The 25,224-nt window shown below is 55.3% G+C and carries 20 protein-coding genes; 7 read left to right on the forward strand and 13 right to left on the reverse strand.

The features are described 5' to 3' along the window. Window positions 1–6 precede the first annotated feature (6 nt). A complete protein-coding gene (locus LJN55_RS21215; protein WP_227535234.1) occupies window positions 7–1,647 on the reverse strand; it encodes a dihydroxyacetone kinase subunit DhaK in 1,641 nt (546 codons plus the stop codon). A 599-nt stretch (window positions 1,648–2,246) separates the two neighbouring features. Between LJN55_RS21215 and leuA the strand changes: the two genes are divergently transcribed. Next, window positions 2,247–3,914 (forward strand): 2-isopropylmalate synthase, encoded by a 1,668-nt coding sequence (gene leuA / locus LJN55_RS21220; protein ID WP_167864300.1) that lies wholly within the window; start codon window positions 2,247–2,249, stop codon window positions 3,912–3,914. On the opposite strand, the gene LJN55_RS21225 is transcribed toward leuA, so the two are convergent. From LJN55_RS21225 to gltP, 3 genes are all read right to left on the reverse strand, one after another. Next, window positions 3,896–4,660, reverse strand: a complete 765-nt coding sequence (locus LJN55_RS21225) for an AraC family transcriptional regulator (protein ID WP_133842630.1) — start codon at window positions 4,658–4,660, stop codon at window positions 3,896–3,898. The two genes, leuA and LJN55_RS21225, sit on opposite strands and share 19 nt — an antisense overlap. Window positions 4,661–4,747: 87 nt before the next feature. Further along, window positions 4,748–6,292 carry a methyl-accepting chemotaxis protein gene (locus tag LJN55_RS21230; protein WP_227535235.1) on the reverse strand — a complete coding sequence of 515 codons (1,545 nt, stop codon included), beginning with the start codon at window positions 6,290–6,292 and terminating at the stop codon, window positions 4,748–4,750. 379 nt (window positions 6,293–6,671) lie between these two features. After that, window positions 6,672–7,973, reverse strand: a complete 1,302-nt coding sequence (gltP, locus tag LJN55_RS21235; protein WP_133842632.1) for a glutamate/aspartate:proton symporter GltP — start codon at window positions 7,971–7,973, stop codon at window positions 6,672–6,674. Window positions 7,974–8,494: 521 nt separating this feature from the next. On the opposite strand from gltP, the gene acs reads away from it, so the two are divergent. The 3 genes from acs (at window position 8,495) to actP (ending at window position 12,598) form a co-directional block, all read left to right on the forward strand. After that, the gene (acs, locus tag LJN55_RS21240) at window positions 8,495–10,450 is read left to right on the forward strand and encodes an acetate--CoA ligase (protein ID WP_133842633.1); all 1,956 of its coding nucleotides are present in this window, start codon (window positions 8,495–8,497) and stop codon (window positions 10,448–10,450) included. Between the two features lie 181 nt (window positions 10,451–10,631). Continuing rightward, window positions 10,632–10,943 carry a DUF485 domain-containing protein gene (locus LJN55_RS21245; RefSeq protein WP_133842634.1) on the forward strand — a complete coding sequence of 104 codons (312 nt, stop codon included), beginning with the start codon at window positions 10,632–10,634 and terminating at the stop codon, window positions 10,941–10,943. Next, complete coding sequence (gene actP, locus LJN55_RS21250; protein WP_133842635.1) at window positions 10,940–12,598, forward strand: cation/acetate symporter ActP; 1,659 nt, start codon at window positions 10,940–10,942, stop codon at window positions 12,596–12,598. The genes LJN55_RS21245 and actP overlap by 4 nt, the downstream gene beginning before the upstream one ends. Window positions 12,599–12,959: 361 nt before the next feature. Here actP and LJN55_RS21255 read toward each other — a convergent pair whose 3' ends face one another. The 3 genes from LJN55_RS21255 to LJN55_RS21265 form a co-directional block, all read right to left on the reverse strand. Next, window positions 12,960–13,505: a YfaZ family outer membrane protein gene (locus LJN55_RS21255; protein ID WP_133842636.1), complete on the reverse strand. Its 546-nt coding sequence runs from the start codon at window positions 13,503–13,505 to the stop codon at window positions 12,960–12,962. Window positions 13,506–13,645: 140 nt separating this feature from the next. Next, window positions 13,646–14,344, reverse strand: a complete 699-nt coding sequence (locus LJN55_RS21260) for an LrgB family protein (protein WP_133842637.1) — start codon at window positions 14,342–14,344, stop codon at window positions 13,646–13,648. Next, window positions 14,337–14,765: a CidA/LrgA family protein gene (locus tag LJN55_RS21265; RefSeq protein WP_171149305.1), complete on the reverse strand. Its 429-nt coding sequence runs from the start codon at window positions 14,763–14,765 to the stop codon at window positions 14,337–14,339. Before LJN55_RS21265 ends, LJN55_RS21260 begins: the two co-directional genes overlap by 8 nt. Before the next feature lie 107 nt (window positions 14,766–14,872). On the opposite strand from LJN55_RS21265, the gene LJN55_RS21270 reads away from it, so the two are divergent. Next, entirely contained in the window at window positions 14,873–15,775 is a 903-nt protein-coding gene (locus tag LJN55_RS21270; protein ID WP_133842639.1) for a LysR family transcriptional regulator, read from the forward strand. Window positions 15,776–16,475: 700 nt separating this feature from the next. Here the strand turns inward: LJN55_RS21270 and LJN55_RS21275 are convergent. The 4 genes from LJN55_RS21275 to soxR all read right to left on the reverse strand — a co-directional run bounded on the left by LJN55_RS21275 (window position 16,476) and on the right by soxR (window position 21,264). Then, complete coding sequence (locus LJN55_RS21275; protein ID WP_133842640.1) at window positions 16,476–18,125, reverse strand: Na+/H+ antiporter; 1,650 nt, start codon at window positions 18,123–18,125, stop codon at window positions 16,476–16,478. A gap of 175 nt (window positions 18,126–18,300) precedes the next feature. Beyond that, window positions 18,301–19,650, reverse strand: coding sequence for an NCS2 family permease (locus LJN55_RS21280; RefSeq protein ID WP_133842641.1), 1,350 nt, complete (start codon window positions 19,648–19,650; stop codon window positions 18,301–18,303). A 457-nt stretch (window positions 19,651–20,107) separates the two neighbouring features. Then, window positions 20,108–20,770 carry a glutathione S-transferase family protein gene (locus LJN55_RS21285; RefSeq protein ID WP_159336758.1) on the reverse strand — a complete coding sequence of 221 codons (663 nt, stop codon included), beginning with the start codon at window positions 20,768–20,770 and terminating at the stop codon, window positions 20,108–20,110. Window positions 20,771–20,796: 26 nt separating this feature from the next. Beyond that, window positions 20,797–21,264: a redox-sensitive transcriptional activator SoxR gene (soxR, locus tag LJN55_RS21290; RefSeq protein WP_200643825.1), complete on the reverse strand. Its 468-nt coding sequence runs from the start codon at window positions 21,262–21,264 to the stop codon at window positions 20,797–20,799. A 92-nt stretch (window positions 21,265–21,356) separates the two neighbouring features. On the opposite strand from soxR, the gene soxS reads away from it, so the two are divergent. Continuing rightward, the gene (gene soxS / locus LJN55_RS21295; protein WP_200643826.1) at window positions 21,357–21,782 is read left to right on the forward strand and encodes a superoxide response transcriptional regulator SoxS; all 426 of its coding nucleotides are present in this window, start codon (window positions 21,357–21,359) and stop codon (window positions 21,780–21,782) included. 5 nt (window positions 21,783–21,787) lie between these two features. On the opposite strand, the gene LJN55_RS21300 is transcribed toward soxS, so the two are convergent. After that, on the reverse strand, window positions 21,788–23,092 hold the full coding sequence (locus LJN55_RS21300; protein WP_227535236.1) for a diguanylate cyclase domain-containing protein: 1,305 nt from the start codon (window positions 23,090–23,092) through the stop codon (window positions 21,788–21,790). Between the two features lie 823 nt (window positions 23,093–23,915). Here LJN55_RS21300 and LJN55_RS21305 point away from each other — a divergent pair. Beyond that, window positions 23,916–24,197, forward strand: a complete 282-nt coding sequence (locus LJN55_RS21305) for a YjcB family protein (protein ID WP_200643828.1) — start codon at window positions 23,916–23,918, stop codon at window positions 24,195–24,197. A gap of 58 nt (window positions 24,198–24,255) precedes the next feature. On the opposite strand, the gene LJN55_RS21310 is transcribed toward LJN55_RS21305, so the two are convergent. After that, a complete protein-coding gene (locus LJN55_RS21310; RefSeq protein ID WP_227535237.1) occupies window positions 24,256–25,218 on the reverse strand; it encodes an ATP-grasp fold amidoligase family protein in 963 nt (320 codons plus the stop codon). Window positions 25,219–25,224: the final 6 nt, after the last annotated feature.

Raw genomic sequence — 25,224 nt, forward strand, 5'->3', positions numbered from 1 at the left:
CGAAGATTAGCCTGCCAGCGCGGCAAACACTTTTTCTACCGCACAGGCTCCCGGATCTTTCACCCCGTCCAGGCTCTCCTGGTTGAGGTAAGAGGAGCGTCCGGCACGTGCGCTGCGCATGGTGCTGGTGCTGTCGGCCCCCTTTTTAGCCGCCGTGGCCGCTGCAGTCAGACCGTCGCCGTTAAGCAGTGCAGCAAAGGCAGGCTGTAAGGCATCAATCATCGTGCGATCCCCGACCTGCGCCCCGCCGTAGTGCTGCATACGCTCCAGACCGGCGGTGAATGCCTGTGCCAGCGATGCGCCCTGGGCGAGCTGCTGTCCGGCGGCGGTAAACATGATCGACATCAGCACCCCACTGGAGCCGCCCATCACCGTGGCCAGCTTCTCACCCACCACCGTCAGCAGCGCCTCTGGCTGATTCAGCGGTAATTCCCCGGCTTCGCTCGCCTCCAGAACGCTACGCGCGCCGGCTGCAAAAGTTGACCCGGTATCACCGTCACCCACCTTCGCATCCAACTGATTCAGCTCACTTTCCAGCCCGATCAGTGTCTGACAAATCGTCGTGACGATGGACGCTGTCGCCGGGTTGTCTGAAGGGGTAAAAGACTGTAGCGAGTCGGCCAGTTTGGCCGGGATCTCCGCCAGCGTTGCAGGCGCGATAGCCGGGCTCCAGCCGCTGACTTCCACCGGTGCCAGCAGCGCGGTTTCCAGCGAGGGATCAAGCTGCATCACTGAGAGTGAAAAGCCTTTCATATCCAGCGCACTGACCAGCGTGGCGGGGCCAACCAGCAGCTTAACCTGCTTGCCCAGCGCCGAATGAAGCGTCTCACGCACCAACACCGCCATTTCCAGCGCCGAGAAGCCGCCCAGATTGTTCACCAGCAGGGCGAGCGGTCGATCAGTCTTTTTCGCCGTCAGCTGTTGCACCAGTTCAGCGACGATCTCGCGGCTGTTCTGTGTTTTTAACGTCGAGGCCCCCGGTTCGCCGTGGATCCCCATCCCCAGTTCGCTGCACCCTTCCGGTACGCGGTGATCGTCACGCGCTTCGCCCGGCACATGGCAGGTGGTGAAAGCCAGCCCGATGGAGGCAGTAGCGTCACAGGCCTGCTGCGCCAGCGCGGCCACCTCCGTCAGCGACTGGCCCTGTTCGGCGGCATAGCCCGCCACTTTATGCACCAGCGCGGTCCCGGCGATACCGCGCGGCTGCGGGTTATCCGGCAGCGCAATGTCGTCGCGCACCATCACCATTTCCACCTGGTAGCCCATGCCACGGGCCTTTTCTGCCGCCAGCCCGAAGTTAAGACGATCGCCAGTGTAGTTTTTGACGATCAGCAGACAGCCCGCCTCCCCGGTCACATTGATAATGGCGTGCAGAACGGCATCTACGCTGGGGGAAGCGAAGATATCGCCGCACACCGCTGCCGTCAGCATCCCTTTACCCACAAAGCCAATATGAGCAGGTTCATGACCCGAACCGCCGCCGGAGATCAGCGCAACGCGTGACTTGTCCCAGTCATTGCGCACGACCACACGCATCTGGGAGCCCAGCGCCAGGCGGCCAAGATTATGATGGGGAGTACTGAGCAGTACCCCTTCAATTGCGTCGTTCACCACCTGCTGTTTCTGATTCATGAAAAACTGACTCATTGCGCACTCCTTGTTAAATGAAGAATATTAATTACCCTTTCAACTAATAAACAATACCCTACGTTAAGAGAGATAGCCCGGGGATATTTACCTGTTCCCGCCAAAGATTAAAACCAGGTTCACATACAACGTTTCACCATATAAAGATGCCATTAAAAATAAGCACACAATTAATTGATAACACTCACCTTTAATTCCCTGTTAATATTTTAATACATATTTAACACAAAGGTGATATGACAATGAAACTTCAGTATCAATCACACTTTGCTATTAAATGTAATGCATTCCACAGACATTGCGTATATAACTGTCCTCGGCTAACCACAACATAACAATACGCCGTTTAGCCAATGATATAAAAATCCAATGAGGTGCCGCGCGGCAGGCCATCAAACACAATTACAGGCAAATCACTGCCCGCATCACATCTCAGCAGTCACGCCAACACCAGGGCGTCAAAAGGAGCAGGCTTAATCCCCTGCTCCTTTTTTTTCATCGTTGATTGTCACTTTTTCATCCGCTGTTGTCAGTTTTGCGCCAGCCAGCCAGCGCATTTTCACCGCAGAATAGTCACTCACCCAACAAGGAGCCTGACTATGCTGCACCAACCTGCCGACAAATATCACGCCTTTCCTCCCGTCACACTGACCGATCGCCAGTGGCCTGCCCGCACGCTGACCGCCGCCCCGCGCTGGCTCTCTACCGACCTGCGTGATGGCAATCAGTCACTGGCCGAGCCAATGGATGGCGCACGTAAAAAAGCGTTCTGGCAGTTGCTGATACAGTGTGGTTTCAAAGAGATCGAAGTGGCGTTTCCTTCAGCGTCACAGACCGACTTCAATTTCGTTCGTGAACTGATCGAAGAGCGGATGATCCCGGATGATGTGACGATCCAGGTTCTGACCCAGGCAAGAGCCGATCTGATCGATCGCACGTTTGTCTCTCTGGAAGGGGCAAAGCAGGCCTGCGTGCATTTGTACAATGCCACCGCACCGGTGTTTCGCCGCCTGGTGTTTCGCCAGAGCCGTGAGCAGATTATCGAACTGGCCGTGAACGCCACACGTCTGATCCGACAACGCTGTGAGGAGCAGACGCAGACGCACTGGACCTTTGAATACTCACCGGAAACCTTCTGCTTCACCGAGGCCGATTTTGCACTGGAAATCTGTGAAGCGGTGGCCGCCGTCTGGCAGCCCTGTGCACAGCGGCCGATGATCATCAACTTGCCTGCCACGGTGGAGGTCAGCACACCTAACGTGTATGCCGACCAGATCGAATACTTCTGCCGTCACTTTTCTCAGCGCCCGCAGGTGTGTATCAGCGTGCATCCGCATAACGATCGCGGCACCGGGATTGCCGCCGCAGAGCTGGCACTGCTGGCCGGGGCCGATCGGGTTGAAGGCTGCCTGTTTGGTAACGGCGAACGCACGGGGAATGTGGATCTGGTGACGATGGCACTGAACTTCTATACCCAGGGCATTCATCCGCAGCTCGACTTCAGCCAGATGAAACAGGTGGTCGATGTGGTGGAGCAGTGCAACCAACTGCCGGTGCATCCGCGCCATCCCTACGCCGGGGAACTGGTGTTTACGGCCTTTTCAGGCTCCCATCAGGATGCGATTAAAAAGGGCTTTGCAGCCCGTCAGCAGCAGGAGCGCTGGGAAGTGCCTTACCTGCCACTCGACCCGGCGGATATTGGCTGTAGTTACGAAGCGGTGATCCGCGTCAACAGTCAGTCCGGGAAAAGTGGGGCGGCATGGATGATCGAGCAGAATCATGGACTGGCTCTGCCACGCGCCCTGCAACAGGACTTCAGTCAGCAGGTGCAGCAGGTTGCCGATCGGGAAAGCCGTGAAATGACTCAGGCCGCCATCTGGCAGCTGTTTCGCCGGGTATACGGTCTGGAAGCGACACATTTACAGCTGGGTGAGTACCGCAGCGAAAGCGACAGCCAGGGGCAGTTGCGTTTCGACGCGGGCATTCAGCAGGGCGACAAACATTACAGCATCAGCGGGCGGGGGAACGGCCTGCTGTCAGCGGCAGCCGATGCGCTGCGCCAGGCGCTGGATGTCTCCTTTACCATTCAGGATTATCATGAACATACGCTCGGCCAGCGCAGTGACAGCCGCTCCGTCACCTATCTGCGCTGCATCTTCCCTGGCAACCGCAGTGCCTGGGGCGTGGGCATTGACAGCGATGTATCGCGAGCCTCGTTGCAGGCGCTGCTGAATGCCGTGGCGCAGGATCAGCTGGGCGGGAAGTAGTCGCTGGGAGCAACGCCGAGGATACGGCGGAACATGGCGCTGAAAGCGCTCTGGCTCTCATAACCCAGCTCCAGTGATACCGTCAGCACCGAGTCGCCCCGAGCCAGGCGCGTCAGGGCTTCCATCAGGCGGGCGCGCCGCACCCAGTCGCTGAATTGCAACCCCGTCTCCTGATGAAAATGCCGCGCCAGCGTACGGCTGCTGACATTAATGCGTTGGGCGCTGTTTTCCAGCGTCCAGCGCTCGCCCGGTGCCGCCCTCAGCGCCTGGCAAAGCCCGACCAGGGCTGCACTCTGCGGTTCCGGCAGGTTGAAAGGCAGCACGCTCATCACCCGAATTTCATCAAGGATCAGTTCATAAATACGTTCAGCGCGGCTGGCGGGAGCATAATGTTCAGGCAGGTCGAGAGCGCTAACAATCAACTCGCGCAGCAGGGGCGACACCTGCACCACCTGGCAACTGGCAGGCAGATCGGCGCGCGCCAGGGGGTCGATAAACAACGTGCGTGCCGCAACGTCTCCGGTCATCTGCAACGCATGTTTCACCCCGGCAGGCAGCCAGACACCGCGCCCCGGCGGTACAACCCAGTGCCCGAGCGGCGTCTCAATCCGTACCACGCCCGTCAGCGTATGTACCAGTTGCGCGCAGTTGTGATGATGCAATGGCTCAACGTCGCCATGTTGATAGTCGTGTGCATAGGGGATCAGCGGGCGGTGGGCAAAGGAGAAATCGACGGTAGCTGACATGGGAGTCTCACAGGTTAACGGAGAGTCAGCATAACAAATGTTAAGCGGGTCGGGCATGCCCGACCCCTACAGATTTTCCCTGATGGGTTAACGGAACACGCTGATAGCTTCGACCAGACGCGTAGCCTGCCGCGTCATACGCCCGGAAGCCTGTGCGCCCTCTTCCACTTTTGCCGCATTCTGATGAGTAATGTTATCCAGATCTTCCACCGCCAGGCTGATCTCGCCGATGGCCGTGGACTGTTCGGCGGTTGCCGCGCTGATCTGCGCGATCAACGACGTTACGTTCTGCACCTGAGACACAATACTTTCCATCGTTTTCCCCGCTTCATTGACATGCAACGTGCCGGATTTCACTTTGTCAGCGCTGCTCTCCACCAGCATTTTGATCTCACTGGCGGCCTTGGCGCTGCGCTGGGCCAGGCTGCGCACTTCCCCGGCGACCACGGCAAAACCTTTACCCTGCTCACCGGCGCGAGCGGCTTCCACCGCAGCATTCAGCGCCAGAATATTGGTCTGGAAAGCAATGCCGTCAATCACACTGGTGATGTTGGCAATTTTCTTCGAACTGTCGGTGATCTCCGCCATCATCTTGACCATATCGTTCATCGCTTCACCGCCCTGTACAGCGGCGCTGCTGGTGCTGATCGACAGGCTTTTCACTTCGGCTGCGGTTTCGGTATTGCTCTTCACCGTGGCCGTCATTTCATTCATGGTGGCCGCGGTTTGCTGGACGTTGGCGGCGGCCTGTTCGGTGCGGCGGCTCAGTTCGCTGTTACCCTGCGCAATCGAGTCACTGGCGCTCAGCACATTAATTGCCTGGCCGCTGACATCATCCACTAACCAGCGGAACATCAGCCCAAGCTGACCTATAGCTCGCAGTGTGGTGCCGACCTCATCAACCCGGTCTATCTGCTCCACTTTATGATCGGCCCCGGTGGCCACGCGCAGCGCCTGCTGGCAAACGCGTTCAATCGGTCGTGAAATCTGCTGCTCCAGCCAGGCTGACGCCAGCAGCAACAGCACCGCCATGCCCGCAGCAAAAATACCCAGCGCAGCATGACTCAGCCCGAGTGCCCAGACGCCCAGCGTCGCCAGCGGCAGCAGCGTCAGCAACGCGCTGCGAATACGCCAGCGCAGCGGCAGGGTTTTAAAGACGGATCGCCAGGCCATCAGACCGGTACGAACAATCAGCCCTTTATGGAAGCACTTTCCTTTCGCCCGTCCGGTACGGAAATCCTGGTACAAACGCTCGGTGTCACGGATCTCCTGCTGGCTCGGTTTGGTGCGCACCGACATATAGCCCTGTACGTTGCCGTTACGTACCACCGGAATGGCATTGGCACGTACCCAATAATGGTCACCATCTTTGCGGCGGTTTTTCACCAGTGCGGTCCAGGGTTCCCCCTTTTTCAGCGTCGCCCACATATCGGCAAAGGCTTCCGGCGGCATATCCGGATGACGCACCATATTATGGGGCTGGCCGTTAATCTCTTCCGGCGTAAAACCACTCACCTCCATAAAGGCATCGTTGGCATAAGTGATATGGCTGTTGGTATCGGTGGTCGACATGAGTGTGGCATCATCGCCAAACGCATATTCTTGCTGTGTAACGGGCAAATTATTGCGCATGAGTTAAATCCTTGAATGGATCAACGGGAGTTGGACCAGGAAAAATTAGTAACGTTTTTTTATATTTTCGGCGCGAAATAGGGGATCTTTAGCAGGGTTTTTATAAATTTCGTGATCCGGGCGACAAAGCTTGTAACATCGACGCACGGAAGCTGACCCACAAAAAATCACGGCCTGGAAACAACAAAAAACCATGATTTTAGTAAGTCATTATTCTTCAGGGAAAATTTATGATATTGCCAATGCATCTTTACCAGGCGGATAGGTGATGCAGGGGAATGCCCACAGATACCCCAGATAAAATGATAGCGATAAAGGAAGAAGTGCGCAGGGAGAGCTTATTCGGGCTGGCGATCAGGGCCACCAGCCCGTGGAGTTATCAGACTGAAGTCTGCGTTTTTAGCTGCGCTTCATAGGCTACGGCCTGTTTGGCATCAAACTGATCTTCCCACTTGGCAATCACCAGCACCGCCAGCGCATTACCCACCACGTTCAGCGCCGTACGCGCCATATCGAGGATACGGTCAACACCGGCAATAAACGCCAGCCCTTCCAGCGGAATACCCACGCTTCCTAGCGTTGCCAACAGCACCACAAAGGACACGCCCGGCACGCCCGCAATACCTTTCGACGTCACCATCAGCGTCAGCACCAGCACGATTTCCTGCCCCAGGGAGAGGTCAATGCCGTACAGCTGGGCAATAAAGATTGCCGCAATGCTCTGATAGAGGGTGGAGCCGTCAAGATTAAACGAGTAGCCCGTCGGTACCACAAAGCTGGTGATCGACTTAGGTGCACCGTAGGCTTCCATCTTCTCCATGATACGCGGCAGCACGGTTTCCGAACTGGCGGTAGAGTAAGAGAGGATCAGCTCATCTTTCAGGATGCGTATTAACGTTGTAATACGCAGCTTACAGAAGCGCGCCACCGCACCCAGTACCACCAGTGCGAAGAACAGGATCGCCACATACACCAGTATCACCAGCTTAGCCAGCGGCCACAGTGAAGCGAAACCGAAGTTTGCAACGGTGACGGAGATCAGCGCAAACACCCCAATCGGCGCATAGCGCATGATCATATTGGTGACTTTGAACATCGCTTCTGAGGTCGAACGGAACACTTTCACCAGCGGGTCACGGTGTTCAGACGGCAGCGAAGAGAGGCCCAGGCCGAACAGCACCGAGAAGAAGATAATGGGCAGCATGTCGCCTTTCGCAATCGCCGCAAAAATATTCTGCGGGATCAGCGACAGGATAGTGGTTACCAGACTGTGTGGCTGCCCCTGAACCTGCGCCGTTGTGGCTTCATACTTAGAGATGTCCACCGTTGCCAGCGTCGACATATCAATGCCGGAGCCGGGTTGAAACACGTTCGCCAGAGTAATTCCTGTCACAATGGCAATGGTGGTAATCACTTCGAAATAGACGATGGTTTTCACACCAATACGTCCGAGTTTTTTAGCATCACCGACACCGGCAATGCCGACAATCAGTGTAGAAATCACAATCGGTACAACGATCATTTTGATCAGATGGATAAAGATATCACCGGCAGGACTGAGAACGTTGGTGACTAACCATTCACGATTTTCTGGCTGATTATGCAATATCGCCCCAGCGGCGATCCCCAGCACCAGCGCAATCAATATTTGCCAGGCAAGGCTGAACTTTACGGCTTTCATAACGCGTCATTTCCTTAACAAAACCTGCTTTCCGCGTGGTGCATGCGGAGTGAATAACACTCAAAGGAGGCTGACCGGGATCGGGCAATTCGCAGGTAGTGGATAGTTGAAACCTGATTGACAGGCGCGTAATCAGTACCATTTTCAACGGACTAAATGCAACCCTGCGAGAGATGTGGCTACTTTACTATCTATTAACAGGATAAAGCGCTACCGTTAACATGAAGAAATAAGTCTTTGTAATAATTATAAATATTCAGAATAGAAACAGCATAGCTATGCATAACCCTGCCATTCCCCGCAGAAACAAAATGGTCTATATGCGCTTTTTTTGCACGACATGTCGTTCGCATCTCAACGATTCTTACGGTAAATGAATATCTTTAGAGCAGGCAGTTCCCCCGATTCCATTACATTCTGTTATGACGTGATCTGCCGCGCAAAAAGAAAACAAAGCCAAACCAGCGTCTTCACTTAACCTTTGATTGACATATTATTAACAATCTTCAAGGAGGCCAGCTATGAGCCAATCACATACCTACCCGGTTCCCGCGAACATTGCGGAAAATACCCAGATCAATGCTCAGCAGTACGCGTCAATGTATCAGCAGTCGGTACAGGACCCCGATGCGTTTTGGGGTGAACAAGGCAAAATCCTCGACTGGATTAAACCTTACACGTTGGTGAAGAACACCTCCTTTGCTCCCGGCAATGTCTCTATCCGCTGGTTTGAGGACGGCACGCTAAACCTGGCGGCCAACTGCCTTGACCGCCATCTGCAAACGCGTGGCGACCATCCGGCAATCATCTGGGAAGGCGATGACAGCAGTGAAAGCAAGACGATCACCTATCGCGAGCTGCACCAGGACGTCTGCCGCTTTGCTAACACCTTAAAAGCGCTGGGCATCAACAAAGGCGATGTCGTGGCTATCTATATGCCGATGGTGCCGGAAGCCGCCGTTGCCATGCTGGCCTGCGCACGTATTGGCGCTGTGCATTCGGTGATCTTCGGTGGATTCTCGCCAGAAGCGGTCGCCGGACGCATTATCGACTGTAACGCCCGGCTGGTGATCACCGCCGATGAGGGCGTACGTGCCGGGCGAACTATCCCACTGAAGAAAAACGTGGATGATGCCCTGAACAATCCCAACGTCACCAGCGTGGGGAACGTGGTGGTGTTTCGCCGTACCGGTAAAGAGGTTGGCTGGAACAGCGATCGCGACCTGTGGTGGCACGAGCTGGCGAACAACGCCAGCACCCATCACGAGCCGGAAGAGGTGGCTGCAGAAGACCCGCTGTTTATCCTTTATACCTCCGGTTCGACCGGAAAGCCGAAAGGCGTGCTGCACACCACGGGCGGCTACCTGGTGTATGCCGCCGCCACCTTTAAGTATGTGTTTGACTACCAGGCGGATGATATCTACTGGTGTACCGCCGATGTCGGCTGGGTGACCGGCCACAGCTACCTGCTGTATGGCCCACTGGCCTGCGGTGCCACCACGCTGATGTTTGAAGGCGTGCCGAACTGGCCAAAACCGAGCCGTATGGCGGAAGTGGTCGACAAGCATAAGGTGACGATCCTGTATACTGCCCCGACCGCCGTGCGTGCGTTGATGGCCGAAGGGGATAAAGCGATTGAAGGGACCGATCGTTCGAGCCTGCGCATCCTCGGGTCCGTTGGTGAGCCGATCAACCCGGAAGCCTGGGAGTGGTTCCACAAAAAAATCGGCAATGGCCGCTGCCCGATCGTGGATACCTGGTGGCAGACGGAAACCGGCGGTTTTATGATCACCCCGCTGCCGGGCGCGACTGCACTGAAACCGGGGTCGGCCTCCAACCCGTTCTTTGGCGTGCAGCCTGCACTGGTGGATAACGAAGGCAATGCGCTGGAGGGGGCCACTGAAGGCAACCTGGTGATCGTCGACTCCTGGCCGGGCCAGGCGCGTACGCTGTATGGCGATCACGAACGCTTCGAGCAGACCTATTTTTCCACCTTTAAAAATCAGTATTTTAGCGGTGACGGCGCACGTCGTGATGAGGATGGCTATTACTGGATCACCGGGCGCGTGGATGACGTGCTGAACGTCTCCGGCCATCGCCTGGGGACGGCAGAAATCGAATCTGCACTGGTGTCTCATCCCTTAATCGCCGAAGCGGCGGTGGTAGGTATTCCGCATGGTCTGAAAGGTCAGGCCATTTATGCCTATATCACCCTGAATCATGGCGAAGAACCTTCACCCGAGCTGTATACCGAAGTGCGCAATTGGGTACGTAAAGAGATTGGCCCGATTGCCACCCCGGATGTATTGCACTGGACAGATTCATTACCGAAAACCCGTTCCGGTAAAATAATGCGTCGTATCCTGCGCAAAATTGCTGCCGGTGATACCAGTAATCTCGGTGATACCTCTACTCTGGCCGATCCTGGCGTAGTGGAGAAATTACTCGAAGAGAAACAGTCCATTAAAATGCCATAACCCACAGGGGCCACCGTGCCCCTGCTTTTCATATTGACATCATAAACCTGCCGCAGAGCAGATCTGATTGCTTCACGTCTTAATATTGTCCGTACCAGGATATAAAAAAAATATATTCCCCCGATCTTGACGTTAATGCTTCAAGGATCAAAGGAATAACCCTGTCTCTGGAGATATTACAATGAGCAATGTCCTCTACGAAAGAATAGAACGAAGTGCGAAATTTAAAGAGCTGGTGAGAAAACGCCAGAGCTTTGCCACCCTGCTGTCCGTGATTATGTTAGTGCTGTATGTCGGGTTTATTTTGCTGATTGCTTTTGCCCCTGGCTGGCTCGGTACGCCGCTTTATGAAGGGACCAACGTGACGCGCGGTATTCCGATTGGCGTGGGCTTAATTGTGATTTCTTTTCTGCTGACCGGAGTTTACGTCTGGCGTGCTAATGGCGAGTTTGACCGTCTGACCCGCGAACTGCTGAATGAGGTGAAAGGATGAAATCACGCCATCTGTTCTTTGCGCTGGCGGCACTGTTGCCGTGTGGTGTACTGGCCGCCGATGCTATCAGCGGCGCGGTAGAGCGCCAGCCGACTAACGTCGAAGCGATTATCATGTTCCTGATTTTCGTCGCTTTTACGCTGGGGATCACTTACTGGGCCTCCAAACGCACCCGTTCACGCAGCGACTACTACACGGCAGGCGGCAATATCACCGGCTTCCAGAACGGTCTGGCGATGGCCGGGGACTTTATGTCTGCCGCCTCATTCCTCGGAATTTCCGCGCTGGTGTACACCTCCGGTTATGACGGGCTGATTTACTCGCTTGGTTTCCTGGTGGGCTGGCCGATCATTCTGTTCCTGATTGCCGAACGCCTGCGTAACCTCGGCCGCTATACCTTTGCAGATGTGGCCTCTTATCGTCTTAAGCAGAAGCCCATCCGCACCCTCTCCGCCTGCGGTTCTCTGGTGGTGGTGGCGCTGTATCTGATTGCGCAAATGGTGGGGGCAGGCAAGCTTATCCAGCTGCTGTTTGGCCTGGACTACCATGTGGCAGTGGTGTTGGTCGGGATCCTGATGGTGATGTACGTGCTGTTTGGCGGCATGCTGGCCACTACCTGGGTGCAGATTATTAAAGCCGTGCTGCTGCTGTTCGGCGCCAGCTTTATGGCGATTATGGTGATGAAAACCGTTGGCTTCAGCTTCAATACGCTGTTTACCGAAGCGATGAAGGTGCACCCGAAAGGCATCGCCATTATGAGCCCCGGCGGGCTGGTGCATGACCCGATATCGGCGCTGTCACTCGGACTGGGCCTGATGTTTGGTACCGCCGGGTTGCCGCATATTTTGATGCGCTTCTTTACCGTAAGCGATGCGCGTGAAGCACGTAAGAGCGTGTTCTGGGCCACCGGCTTTATGGGTTATTTCTACTTCCTGACCTTTATTATCGGGTTTGGTGCCATTCTGCTGGTCGGGGCTAATCCGGCGTTTAAGGATGCGACCGGGGCACTGATTGGCGGCAATAATATGGCGGCGGTGCATTTGGCCGACGCGGTGGGCGGCAGTCTGTTCTTAGGCTTTATCTCTGCTGTGGCCTTCGCCACCATTCTGGCGGTGGTCGCGGGTCTGACGCTGGCCGGCGCCTCGGCGGTGTCACACGATTTGTATGCAAGCGTGTTCCGTAAGGGCCAGGCGAGCGAACGTGATGAGCTGCGGGTGTCGAAGATCACCGTGGTGCTGCTGGGGATTGTGGCGATCCTGCTGGGCATTATGTTTGAGAAACAGAATATTGCGTTTATGGTCGGGCTGGCGTTCTCGATTGCGGCCAGCTGTAACTTCCCGATTATTTTGCTGTCGATGTACTGGTCGAAACTGACCACGCGCGGGGCAATGATTGGCGGTTGGCTGGGTCTGCTGACGGCGGTGCTGCTGATGATCCTCGGCCCGACGGTGTGGGTGCAGGTGCTGGGACATGCCAAAGCCGTGTTCCCGTATGAGTATCCGGCGCTGTTCTCCATGCTGGCAGCATTTATCGGTACGTGGCTGTTCTCGGTGACCGACAACTCGGCATCGGGTGCGGAAGAGCGTCAACGCTTCCAGGCGCAGTTTGTGCGATCGCAAACAGGTGTCGGCATTGAGGGTGGGAAAGGGCATTAACACGGAACCCGTACGGGCGAGGCACGCCTCGCCTATGTCAAACGGGTCGGGCATGCCCGCCCCCTACGGGTATATATACCATCACCATAGGAGCGAGGCGCGCCTCGCCTAAGTCAAACGGGTCGGGCATGCCCGACCCCTACGGGTATATGTACCATCACCGTAGGGGCGAGACACGCCTCGCCTGTGTCAAACGGATCGGGCATGCCCGATCCCTACGGGTATATGTACCATCGCCGTAGGAGCGAGGCACGCCTCGCCTGTGTCAAACGGATCGGGCATGCCCGACCCCTACGGGTATATGTATCATCACCGTAGGGGCGAGGCACGCCTCGTCCGTATCAAACAGGGTGGCAGGGCGTTAGAAGTGCAGTGCGGCGCCCACGTATGGACCATCAGCAACGACATTATCTTTACGGCCATCTTTGCCGTTCAGCGTCATATACTTGTAACCCACGCTCACATCCACCAGAGAGATTGGCTGGAAGCTCACGCCTGCAGATGCTTCCTGGTAGTTATCGATGTGGCTGGAAAACGAATCAGGAGAGTAGAAATACTCACCGTACACGTTAAACATTTTGGTCACAGGCACTTTCACGCCGCCACCAATGGCAATCGCGTAGCCATCTTTCGTGTCTTTCGGGTTAGTCGACAGCGCTTTAACGGTCGGAGACAGGAACACATCGCCAATCGCGACGTTGTAACCCAGACCCAGGCTCTCTACATTGCCATCATGATCGCTGCGCAGCCAGTCACCGGAAAGCGCAAAACCAGGGGTTGTTGTCCCCAGGCCAACGTGAACATCAGTGTAATCCTTACCCACACTCACGCCACCTTCGATAGCCTGAGCAGAGCCTGCCAGCGCCAGCAGCGCCAGTGCGCCGGTTGTCATTGCCACTCTTTTCATTTTATTCTCCTGATTAATTTTTACTCACGCCATGATGCGGCGGGCTTGCAGAGTAAACCAACCGCCCCTGAAATTATATGAGAAACAAACTAATCACGTTGAATTTGAGTAACCTTACAAACGCACTGAATCCAGTCCTGTTAGCCAACCGCCCACATGACATGCCCGATAGCAGGCGCTATCACCACGGTAACGACACCGGATAACATCATCACTAAGCTTGAAACCACGCCCTCCTGCTGACCCAGCTCATACGCGCGTGCCGTCCCGGCGCCGTGAGATGCCGCACCGAATCCGGCCCCTCGCGCCAGGCCTTGTTTGATGGCCAGACGCAGGAACAACAGGTCACCCACCGCCATGCCAAACACCCCGGTGATCACCACAAACAACGCCACCAGATCCGGCTGCCCGCCCAGCTGTTTCGCTGCCGCAAGCGCAAACGGCGTGGTGATGGAACGCACTGCCAGGCTGCGCTGAATGCTCTCCGGCAACGCCAGCATCTGCGCCAGCCACACCGAACTGCATACCGCTACCGCCGTGGCGGTGATCACCCCGGCACTGAGCGACATCCAGTGACGACGAATGATCGCCATGTTCTCATACACCGGTACAGCAAACGCCAGTGTGGCCGGGCCAAGCAGCCACAAGAGCCAGCGGCTTTCACTGATGTAGTCCTGCCAGGAGATATGGGCCACCACCAGCAGCGCCACCAGCACCATCGGTGTCATCACCAGGGGCATAAGCAGCAGGCGGTGCCAGCGGCGATACAGCCGTTTATTGCAGAAGTAGACGGCCAGTGTGGCCAACAGACATAACACGCTGAGGATAAAATCATTCATCGCCCTTCCCCTGTTTACGCGCCGCCAGCCACAGCTCGAAGCGATACACGCGATCCACCACCAGCGAGGTGGCGCCCAGCACCAGCAGCGTACTGACACCAATCACCAGCAGAATTCGCCAGCCCTCAAGGCGCAACAGATCGCCATAGTTAACCACCGCGACAACGGCCGGAACAAAGAACAACAGCATTTCAGCCAGCAACCAGCTGGCACCGGCTTTGACCCACCCCAGCGGCATTACGCGCAGCATAATCATCGACAACAGCAACAACATCCCAACGATGTTGGCGGGAAGGGGTAAATGCAGCCAGCTCACCAGCTGTTCTGAGATTAAAAACAGCCCGACATAAAGCGCCACCTGTAGCGGAACCTGAACCCGATGCAGCCAGGCAGAACCCTGTGGACGAAGTGCCAATGCCATGCTGTTTTCCCCTTTGTGAATGTTTTTATAGGAAAGAGTATAAAGCGGTAACAAAGGGTGAAAAAAATGACTTAATATTATCCCAACTATGCCAGACAGGAATGATTATGGACGTTCGCGCCCTGCGCTACTTTGTGGAAGTGGTTCGTCAGCAAAGCTTCACCCGTGCTGCCGAACAGCTCTACGTCACACAGCCGACCATTAGCAAGATGTTGCGCCAGCTGGAGGATGAGCTGGGCTGCACCTTATTGATCCGTGAGGGGCGTAAACTGCATCTGACGGATACCGGGCAGGCGGTGTACCAGCGCGGCGTGACTATCCTGCAAGAGTTTAAACAGCTGGAAGCGGAGATCAGCGATATCAACGAGCTGAAAACCGGCGAGCTGCGCCTGGGTATTCCCCCGATGGTGGGGATGCAAATTGCGGGTTCGATCTCCGCATTTCGTCAGCGTTATCCGGGCGTGGAGCTGAAAATATCTGAGTTTGGCGGCCTGACCGTGCAGCAGGCCGTGCTGTCCGGCAGTCTGGATATTGCCATGACCGCCCTGCCGGTCGCTGATGATTTGCCGCTGAATTCGCTGTCACTGATGAGCCACCCGCTGTGCGTGCTGGTGCCCCGTACCGAGGCCTGGTTGCGCCGCAGCCATATGCCGATCAGTGAGCTGGCCGGGCACCCGATCCTGATCTATAACGAAGAATTTTCCCTTAATCGCCAGCTGATGCGGGCGTTTCAGGCCAGTGGTTTTACTCCGCAGATTGCGGTGCGCAGCGGGCAGTGGGATTTTCTGGCCGCGATGGTGCAGGCGGGTATGGGCGTGGCGATTCTGCCGGAGCCTATCTGTCAGCGTCTGGATAAAAGCCAGCTTCTGTGGCTGCCGCTGGAGTCGGATCTGGTGTGGAATCTGGGATTAATCTGGCGCGAGGGGAGCTATCTGTCGCGCAGCGCACAGGCATGGATTACCTGCTGTCGCGAGTTCTGGCCGGGCGAAACACCGCGCATTTCATTGTAAACCCGCCGGGCGAGGCATGCCTCGCCCCTACACGCAATTTACAATGCCGGATTATCGCAGGAGCCGGACATGTCCGCCCACCAAAAACACACGAAATAGACACCGTCGGATTATCGTAGGGGTCGGGCATGCCCGCCCACCAAAACCACACGAAATAGACAATGTCGGATTATCGTAGGGGTCGGGCATGCCCGACCCACCAAAACCACACGAAATAGACACCGCGGATTATCGCAGGGACCGGGCATGCCCGGCCCACCAAAACCACACGAAATAGACAATGTCGGATTATCGTAGGGGACCGGGCATGCCCGGCCCACCAAAACCACACGAAATAGACACCGCGGATTATCGTAGGGGTCGGGCATGCCCGCCCACCAAAACCACACGAAATAGACACCGCGGATTATCGTAGGGGTCGGGCATGCCCGCCCACCAAAAACACACGAAATAGACACCGTCGGATTATCGTAGGGGTCGGGCATGCCCGCCCACCAAAACCACACGAAATAGACAATGTCGGATTATCGTAGGGGTCGGGCATGCCCGACCCACCAAAACCACACGAAATAGACACCGTCGGATTATCGTAGGGGTCGGGCATGCCCGCCCACCAAAACCACACGAAATAGACACCGTCGGATTATCGTAGGGGTCGGGCATGCCCGACCCACAAACGCACGGGACCGCCGATGCGCAGTTATTCCTCTTTCTCGATCAACAGCGTTTCCAGCAGGTCGAGATCGTGCAACAGCTTCTGCATCGTCTCATTACTGATTTGCTGCGTGGCTCGCAGGTGATACAACTCCGCGCGCTCAGAACGCAGAGCGCTCAGACGGAAACGTCGCTCAAGGTTTTCGGCAAACAGCGCACGTTCCATATCCTCTTTGCCATCCACACGACGACGCAGATTGCCCATCACCCTTGAACTGACTTCTTTCAACAGCTCGGGGTCGATGTTCTCTTCCGTGTCGACCATCAGACGTTCTTCCATCTTATGCAGACTGTCGATGGCAACACTCGCCATCGTCGCACGCGCCATCTGTAGCTCACGGCGGTGGCCCGCTTTATCGATCCCTTCAACGCCTCGCAGCAGCAGCGGCAGCATGACCACCCCCACCAACAGCGAGAACAGGATCACCCCGGTCGCCAGGAACACCAGCTCATAACGCGCCGGGAAATCATTTCCGTTACTCAGCAACAGCGGAATCGACAACACACCGGCCAGGGTAATCGCGCCGCGTACCCCGGCGAAGGAAGCAATCAGCAGCTCACGCGTCGAGTAGCTGGAAAACTCCATCGGACGTTTTTTTAACGCCGTACGGCTGATAAAGCGCATGGTCCACAGCCAGCCAAAACGCACGACCATCAACGCCATATAGATCAGCACCACCGAGGCAAACAGCACCCACAGCTCAACATTCGGGTCAGCATCCGCCTGACGCACGGAGATTTCCAGAATGCCTGGCAGTTGCAGGCCCAGCATCAGGAAGACCATGCCGTTAAACACGAATTCCAGCATCTGCCAGACGCTGTTAGCACGCAGGCGCATAGCCAGCGGCGCCTGACGGATAATCCCGGAGCGTGAAATGGTCATCCCGGCGGCAACCGCCGCAAGAATGCCGGACACACCGATATGTTCGGCAATCAGATAAGACGCAAACGGCAGCAGCAGCAGCAGCACGGTCTGCGTGGCCGGATCATCGCCACTCCAGCGGCTGAACAGGCGCAGTGATTTACCGTATAACCAGCAGATCGCGATACCTGCCAGCAGGCCACCTATCGCCACTTTGGCGAATTCCAGCGATGCCCCGGACACGGTAAACACCATCGTGCCCATCGCCACGGCGACGGCGAACTTCAGCGACACCAGGCCGGATGCGTCGTTCATCAACGCTTCGCCTTGCAGTATCCCCATAATTTTTTTCGGAATGCGCCCCTCGCCGACAATACCGGAGAGCGCCACGGCATCGGTCGGTGACAACACGGCCGCCAGTGCAAAGGCAGACAGCAGCGGAATACCCGGCACCAGCCAGTAAATCAGGTAGCCAATCCCGACAACGGTAATCAGCACCAGCACCAGCGCCAGGCCAAGGATCTCGCGCCCGTGGCGCAGAAACTCACTGGTCGGGGTTTTCCAGCCGTCAGCAAACAGCAGCGGTGGGATAAACAGCACTAAAAACAGCTCCGGATCAAAATCGACATGCAGACCAAACGTTGGCCAGGCGAGCAACGCGCCCATAGCGATTTGCACCAGAGGCAAAGGAATTTGAAAGGGAATAATACGCGCGGCGACGCCTGACAGCGACACAACCAGCGTCAAAATGAGAATGGTAAAGAAAATTTCCATGCGATCCTTTTTATACGTCTTCCGATAGGCTTTAAACACAGGCAGACATTGATAGCGAATACCCTGGTAGATAGTAAAGCAAATTAGGGAGACGATGAAAAACAGGATGTGCGTTAGGAAGGGAAAATCAGTGTCATCTTAAGGTGGGGCCAGCGATCCCGGCCCCGAAACAGAATTATATCGCCCAACCGCAGGCATAGAAAGCGACCAGCGCTACCGCAATAAGCACGGTGCCCACATTCAGCTTGCGCCATTCACCGGCAAAGATGCGGCCAATCACCAGTGAACCGAAACCGAGCATAATACCGGTAACGATGTTACAGGTCAGAACGATAAAGACGGCTGCCAGCAGGCCAGACATTGCATCAACAAAATCACTGAAATCGATTTTGGACACGTTGCTTAACATCAGCAGGCCGACATACATCAGCGCAGGTGCGGTGGCATAACCCGGAACCAGGTACGCCAGCGGCGACAGGAACAGGATCATCAGGAACAGCACACCGACCACGATGGCTGTCAGACCCGTTTTACCGCCTGCTGCCGTTCCGGCTGCCGACTCAATGTAAACGGCTGCCGGGGCCGCACCGACCAGACCTGAGAAAATGCTGCTCAGTGAGTCCGTCGTCAGGGCCTTGCCGCCATTGATAATCTGGTTGTCTTTATCCAGCAGGTTCGCCTGCCCGGCGACTGCACGGATGGTGCCGGTGGCATCAAATACCGCCGTCATCACCAGCGCCAGCACGCTTGGCAGCACCGCCGGTTTTAATGCCCCAAGGATATCCAGGCTAAACACCAGCGAGTTACCCTGCGCATCGCTCAGGCTTGGCATCGCGAACAACCCCTGATAGGTCACCGCCGGGTCGAAGATCAGGCCAAGCACCGAGATGGCAATAATCGTCAGCAGGATGCCACCAGGCACACGCAGCTTCTCCAGACCAAAAATCACCGCCAGCCCGACCAGCGTCATCACCACCGGGAAAGAGGGGAAGTGACCCAACGCAACCGGCAGGCCAGGCCCCGGGTTTTTCACCACCAGGCCCACACCGTCAGCGGCAATCAGCAGCAGGAACAGGCCGATGCCCACGCCCGTGCCGTGCGCCACGCCCATCGGCAGGTTACGCAATATCCAAGCTCGAATGCCGGTTGCAGAGATCAGGGTAAACAGGACGCCCATCAGGAACACCGCACCCAGCGCAACCGGTACGCTGATCTGCTGGCCCAGCACCAGGCTAAAGGCGGTGAATGCCGTCAGCGAGATCGCGCAGCCAATCGCCAGCGGCAGATTGGCCCACAACCCCATCAGCAGTGAACCAAAACCGGCCACCAGGCAGGTCGCCACAAAGACCGCCGTCGGCGGGAAACCTGCTTTGCCCAGCATCGAGGGCACCACAATCACGGAATAGACCATCGCCAGGAAGGTCGTAAGACCGGCCAGGATTTCCTGACGGACGCTACTACCGCGCGCAGAAATTTTGAACCAGGCGTCTAAAGAGCCGCTGGCCGGTTGAGAAGGAGCTGACATCGTAATCCCCTGAGATTTCTTATGAGTTATCGCTGCGTGGTACCCCTGTTTCCCAGCGGTAGTCGACGTTTGCATCCCTGGCGCAATATACGCGGTACAAAAACCTCAGGGCGAGGCGCAGACCGGATAAAGGCAAACGTTTACTATTCCACGCAAAAAACCGCCTAATTGCTGTGCTGATACTCGATATCATTCGCGTCGCAGGCGGGCAACGCCAACGCATCTGCGGCTTGAAGTATGACGAGTATTCCTGCGCAAACGATTATCCTGTGTTTAATGGTGCATTTTCAACACTTCTTCACGCATAAATTTGCATAATTATTGATTTGCACACACGTCTGCTATCAACGCTTATGAGGGTAACGGCAGTGCCGTGCGCACTCTAATAGCGCTTTCTTATGACGGCCTGCCGACGGTTGCGAGTTGAAACGTTTGTCACTCAAGAAAAGAAAAGCATTCAGTCGAGACGGACCTCACCGCCCTGTTGTAGCGCACGCTGCCAGGCAGCACGGCTTTGCACCTTCTGCAACCAGGCCTGAATCGCCGGGCTGTCGGCCGCGCCACCGCGCGCGGTGAGCGCCTGCAGCGGAAAACTCATCTGCACATCCGCAATACTGAAGCGGCTACCGGCGAACCATTCATTTTGGGCAAGATGCTGTTCGATGAACTGGCGATGGGTGGTGATCTGCGGGTCGAGGTAGCCCTTCTGAACCCCTTGACCAAAGGCGCTGCCGATGGGACGTAACAGCCAGGGCACCGGGGCTTTGCCCATCCGGCTAAAAATCAGTTTCATTACCAGCAGCGGCATCAGTGACCCTTCCGCATAGTGCAGCCAGTAGCGCGACTGAATCACCTCTTCTTCATCGAAAAGTTTCAGCAGACCTTCAGCGTCATACTGCGCTTCCAGATACTCCAGGATCGCGCCGGATTCGGCCACCACACGATTGCCATCGGTAATTACCGGAGATTTACCTAGCGGATGGACTTTTTTCAGGGCCTCAGGTGCCAGCATGCTCGCTTCACGCTGATAACGTTTGATCTGATAGGGCACGTTCAACTCTTCCAGCAACCACAGCACGCGCTGCGATCGCGAATTATTCAGATGGTGTACGGTGATCATATTCGCTCCTTAAAGCCTGAGTATAGTCAAACGCTCTTCACATCCAACAGTATCGCCCCAGTGCCCTGCTCGCTCAGGCGGTCGTTCGGGTTACGCAGCGGGCAGTCTTCCATCGACAAACAACCACAGCCGATGCAGCCGTCCAGATCGTCGCGCAGGTGCGTCAACGTTTCAATGCGTCTGTCCAGTTCGTCACGCCACTGTTGCGACAGCACCGCCCACTCTTTTGTCGTCATGCGCTTGCCCGGGGAATACTGCATCAGGCTGTCGCTGATAGTCGCAAGTGGGATGCCGATACGCTGGGCAATCTTGATCACCGCCACACGCCTCAGCACATCACGCGTGTAGCGCCGTTGATTTCCGGGGTTGCGGAAACTACTGATTAATCCTTTGCTTTCATAGAAATGCAGCGTCGAAACCGCCACACCGCAACGCTGTGCCACATCGCCGGGGGTCAGCTCGCGCTTGTTGGGATTACTGATACTTTTTTTCATTTAGCGCTTTACCTCAAGTTAACTTGAGGAATTATACTCAGCCTCCATTGAGATCGCGACCTATTGACGCAGAGACCTGGGAGAAAAAGTGTATGCATGACGACATCATCAGCACCCTGACTGACTGGATCGACAACAATCTGGAAAAGACTCTGTCGATTGATGAAGTGGCGGCAAAATCAGGCTATTCGAAGTGGCATTTGCAGCGTATGTTCCGTTCCGTGACGAAACAGACGCTGGGCGGATACATTCGTGAACGCCGTCTGACGCTGGCCGCCGAAGCGCTGCGTCTGACGCAACGTCCGGTATTTGATATTGCCATGCAGTACGGTTATGACTCCCAGCAGACGTTTTCACGCGTGTTTCGCCGCCAGTTTTCACAGACACCGACCGCCTATCGTCACACCATGCGCCATGCATCCCTGAAGCGCAGCAGCTGGGCATTCGACTGTAGCGACTATGCCACCAGCAGCTTCAGCCAGCGGGTCAGTGAAAAATCCTGCCCGACTTGCAGCTAACGCGGCTAATGACGACCCGTTGCCACCGCCACCTGCGGTGGCAAGCCGGGTATTTCCTGCCCCCAGTAAGACGGTGATAAGTACCAGCCGCCACCCAGCTCCTTAATGTGATACATCGCCGCATCGGCTTGCGCAATCAGTGCCTCCGGCGAGCGGTGGTTTTTTGCCAACGCCACACCCACGCTTAACGACTGCACCACCTGCGCACCTTCCGGCAGCGCGATAGGCGGCTGCATGGCTTCAATAATATCGCGCGCTACCTGAGCCACCTGCTCCTCCCGTTCGACCGTCGATAACACCACAGCAAACTCATCACCGCCCAGGCGTGCCACCAGATCGCCTTTACGCAGGCGCTCACGCAGACGCTGGGCTGTGACCATCAGCACATGATCGCCGGCGGCGTGACCGTAGCGGTCATTCACCTGCTTAAAACGATCACCGTCGATAAACAGCACGCTGACCTGCTGGCAGGTTTGCGGGTCGTCCAGCAGCCTCTGCAGCTGTTGTTCAAAGGCTTTGCGATTGGGCAGCCCGGTCAACGCGTCATGCAGCGTCTGGTGTGTCAGCGAGTCATTCTCACTGGTCAGATGTCGCTGCCACTGGTCCAGCTCATCGAGCAGGCTGTTGAAATCACCGCTCAGTTTATCCAGCTCGGCAATCGAGGAAGATGGTACGCGCAGGGAGAAAGCACGCCGTTTGCGCACATCATGCGCGACCGAGGCAATATTTTGCAGCCCCTGTAAAATGCCGGCGTGCATCCGCCGCGCCAGGTAGATCGCCAGAATAGCGGTAATCAACAGACTGCCACCGAGCCACAGCAGCGCCTGCCCCAGATAATGCAGCACGCGTGAGGCATCACCGCTGATCCACACCCGGCCGACCTCCTGATGGTTATGCATAACGGGGGCACTGACCGGCTTCGGGAAAAGCCAGCGAGCCACGATGGCACCGATGCCGTGGGGATCTTCGCCGCCCGGTGCCTGCCATTGGGCCAGCAGCTGCTGGTCAGCGCGATAAACGCGCCCGACCGCAAACTCCGTACGCGTCCCCATCTCACGCAGAATACTCTCTGCGCTTGCCGCATCGTTCTGGATCACCGCTGTCTGGGCGCTGTAACTGACGCTGGCTGCAACCAGCTGGATATTGTTTTCCGCATAGTTGCGTAGCACATACATTGACAGTGCAGAAAGCGATAACCCGCTGAACAGCAGCGACACCACAATAATCACCAGATGAATGCGTTGAAATGACTGGCGCATGGTCGGTAATTCACGCGCCACATTCACCGCCTCGTTTTGCCTGATCTTCATGCTTACTCCCCCTCCGCCGTTCAGCGGATAACGTGCCCGGCATCCACGCGGGTAACTTGCCCGTCACGATCGCGGTTGATGTGAAAGACCCGAAAGCCAGGAGTGACCAATAGACGACACGCAGGCTCCTTTATTATTTTCTGCTTCTTGCAGAGGCATTATTAGTTAAGATATTTTTTTGGCATGATTTACGGGAATAGAAAACCCGCCCTGGATTAATTCAGGGAAATAATAAACAGGGAGAAATGTTTGGCAAAATCCTACAGATCATCGATAGTCCGTACAACTTCAAATAGCGTAAGATTCATCTTAAACCGTTTAATCTGACTTGAGATTAATACAAATCACAGTGAAAAAATGGAATCAACTACATGATATAAAACGATTTTAACTTAACAACCCTTTCATTAAACACAGAAAAAACGAGCGATCACGGAACATAATAATACGCAATTAGAATCACCTTATCTTTAAGTTAAATTAGATATTCAATGGCACAAAAGGACAGAAACAACATTATTTCCATGGCATGGAAATAATATTTTGCATACGGATTAATCTGTATTTTCTGACGTCAGCGATAATATAGTTATCACCTGCCCTATCGGCGAGTCAGTGTAAACTCACCTGGATTGACCGAAAAAAACTACCATACCAGGTATGAATTTTGTTCAGTTTTGAAAAACGGGTGATATAATGTGACCGCCGTCACACTTCCATGACCAAAGTGTCAGACCGGAAAGGAGCAAGCCTGGCAGCTCCCGTTCCGTCCGGGTGATGTTGCATCCCGTTTGTCAGGACCGATCACCCCGGAGTTTTCACTATGGCTACGATTACCACCAGCGTTATTCTCATGAGATGGGAGCTGCTCAGTGCAGTGATGATGTTCCTTGCCAGCACCTTCAACGTGCAGTGCCGTAAAGCCAGCCGCAACGTGATGGCGTTCGCATTTACCGGTATTGGTATCGGTATGTCATGCTGGTTTGTCACCGGGTTGCTGGGCATTACGTTGAGCATGGATAATCTGCAAAACTTCTGGACGATAACCAAGGACGTGTTTGTCGAAGTGATGAGCCGCACACCTCCCGACTGGCCGATGCCGTAAGCGACATCTGCCCGGTGAGCTGACCTGACTCGCCGGGCAGAAGATTATTTGTCACTTTTTATATCTTTTTTAGCACCGCCGAGGTCGGCAAAGGGACATCGCTGGACGCTTTGACTTCCGGCAACACTGCCGTTTTACGATCCTGCAACCACATATCCCCCATGATCTGATTCAGACCATTTTCCAGTCCGGTCACCATACCTGCGCCTGGCGTAAACGTCAGCTCACCGAAGTAGATGTGCCCTTCATGGATGTACCAGTCAACACGCACATAGTCGAAATCCGTTGCCAGCTTCTTACTCAGTTCCAGCGCACGTTCCAGCGTATCGCTGTCTGCACTGATATCAAAACCGGTATCCCGGATTTTATAAAAGCTCTGCTTCAGGTTGTTGACGTAGAAGCTCATTGACAACGCAGCACTGCCCACCCGGTTGTAAATCACCTGCAATACGTACTCGAAGTTGCCATCTTTCTTATTGAACATATGAAACTTGTAGTCAACGGCGGCAAACTTGCCATCCCCAACGTACTGTTCAACCAGAATGCAGGGCTTAATGTAGCGGTAGTGGATCTCGCGCGCATGGTGCGAGAAGTCCTTATGCAGCCACTCATCACAGCGCTTGATCAGCAGCTGTTTCTGGATGCAGTCGGGTTCTTCCAGCACAATTTCCACCATGCCTGAGCCGTGATTAGGTTTGATTACCGTGTTTTTCAGGCTCGGCAAGCTCAGTAACGAAATCGGGTCATCGGTCTGATGAATCAGCGGAATCAGGTAATCTTCGCCGATGGTGTCAGCAATATATTCCCTGACCAGTAATTTATCTGACAAATTGGCATAGCGCACATGGTCACCAGTGACATATTTACGATACAGAATCTTCTCATTGAATAACTTAGGTTCCCGGATATTGGGAATACGTTTGAATTTCTGAAAGTAATAAATTTTATCCTGGTAAGACCAAGGCATTTTTTTGAGCAGGTAAACAAAACCCTTTCTCAACTCTGCTTTGAGCTTCAACATGATTTA

It is taken from the genome of Erwinia rhapontici (assembly GCF_020683125.1).
GTDB classification, from domain to species: domain Bacteria; phylum Pseudomonadota; class Gammaproteobacteria; order Enterobacterales; family Enterobacteriaceae; genus Erwinia; species Erwinia rhapontici.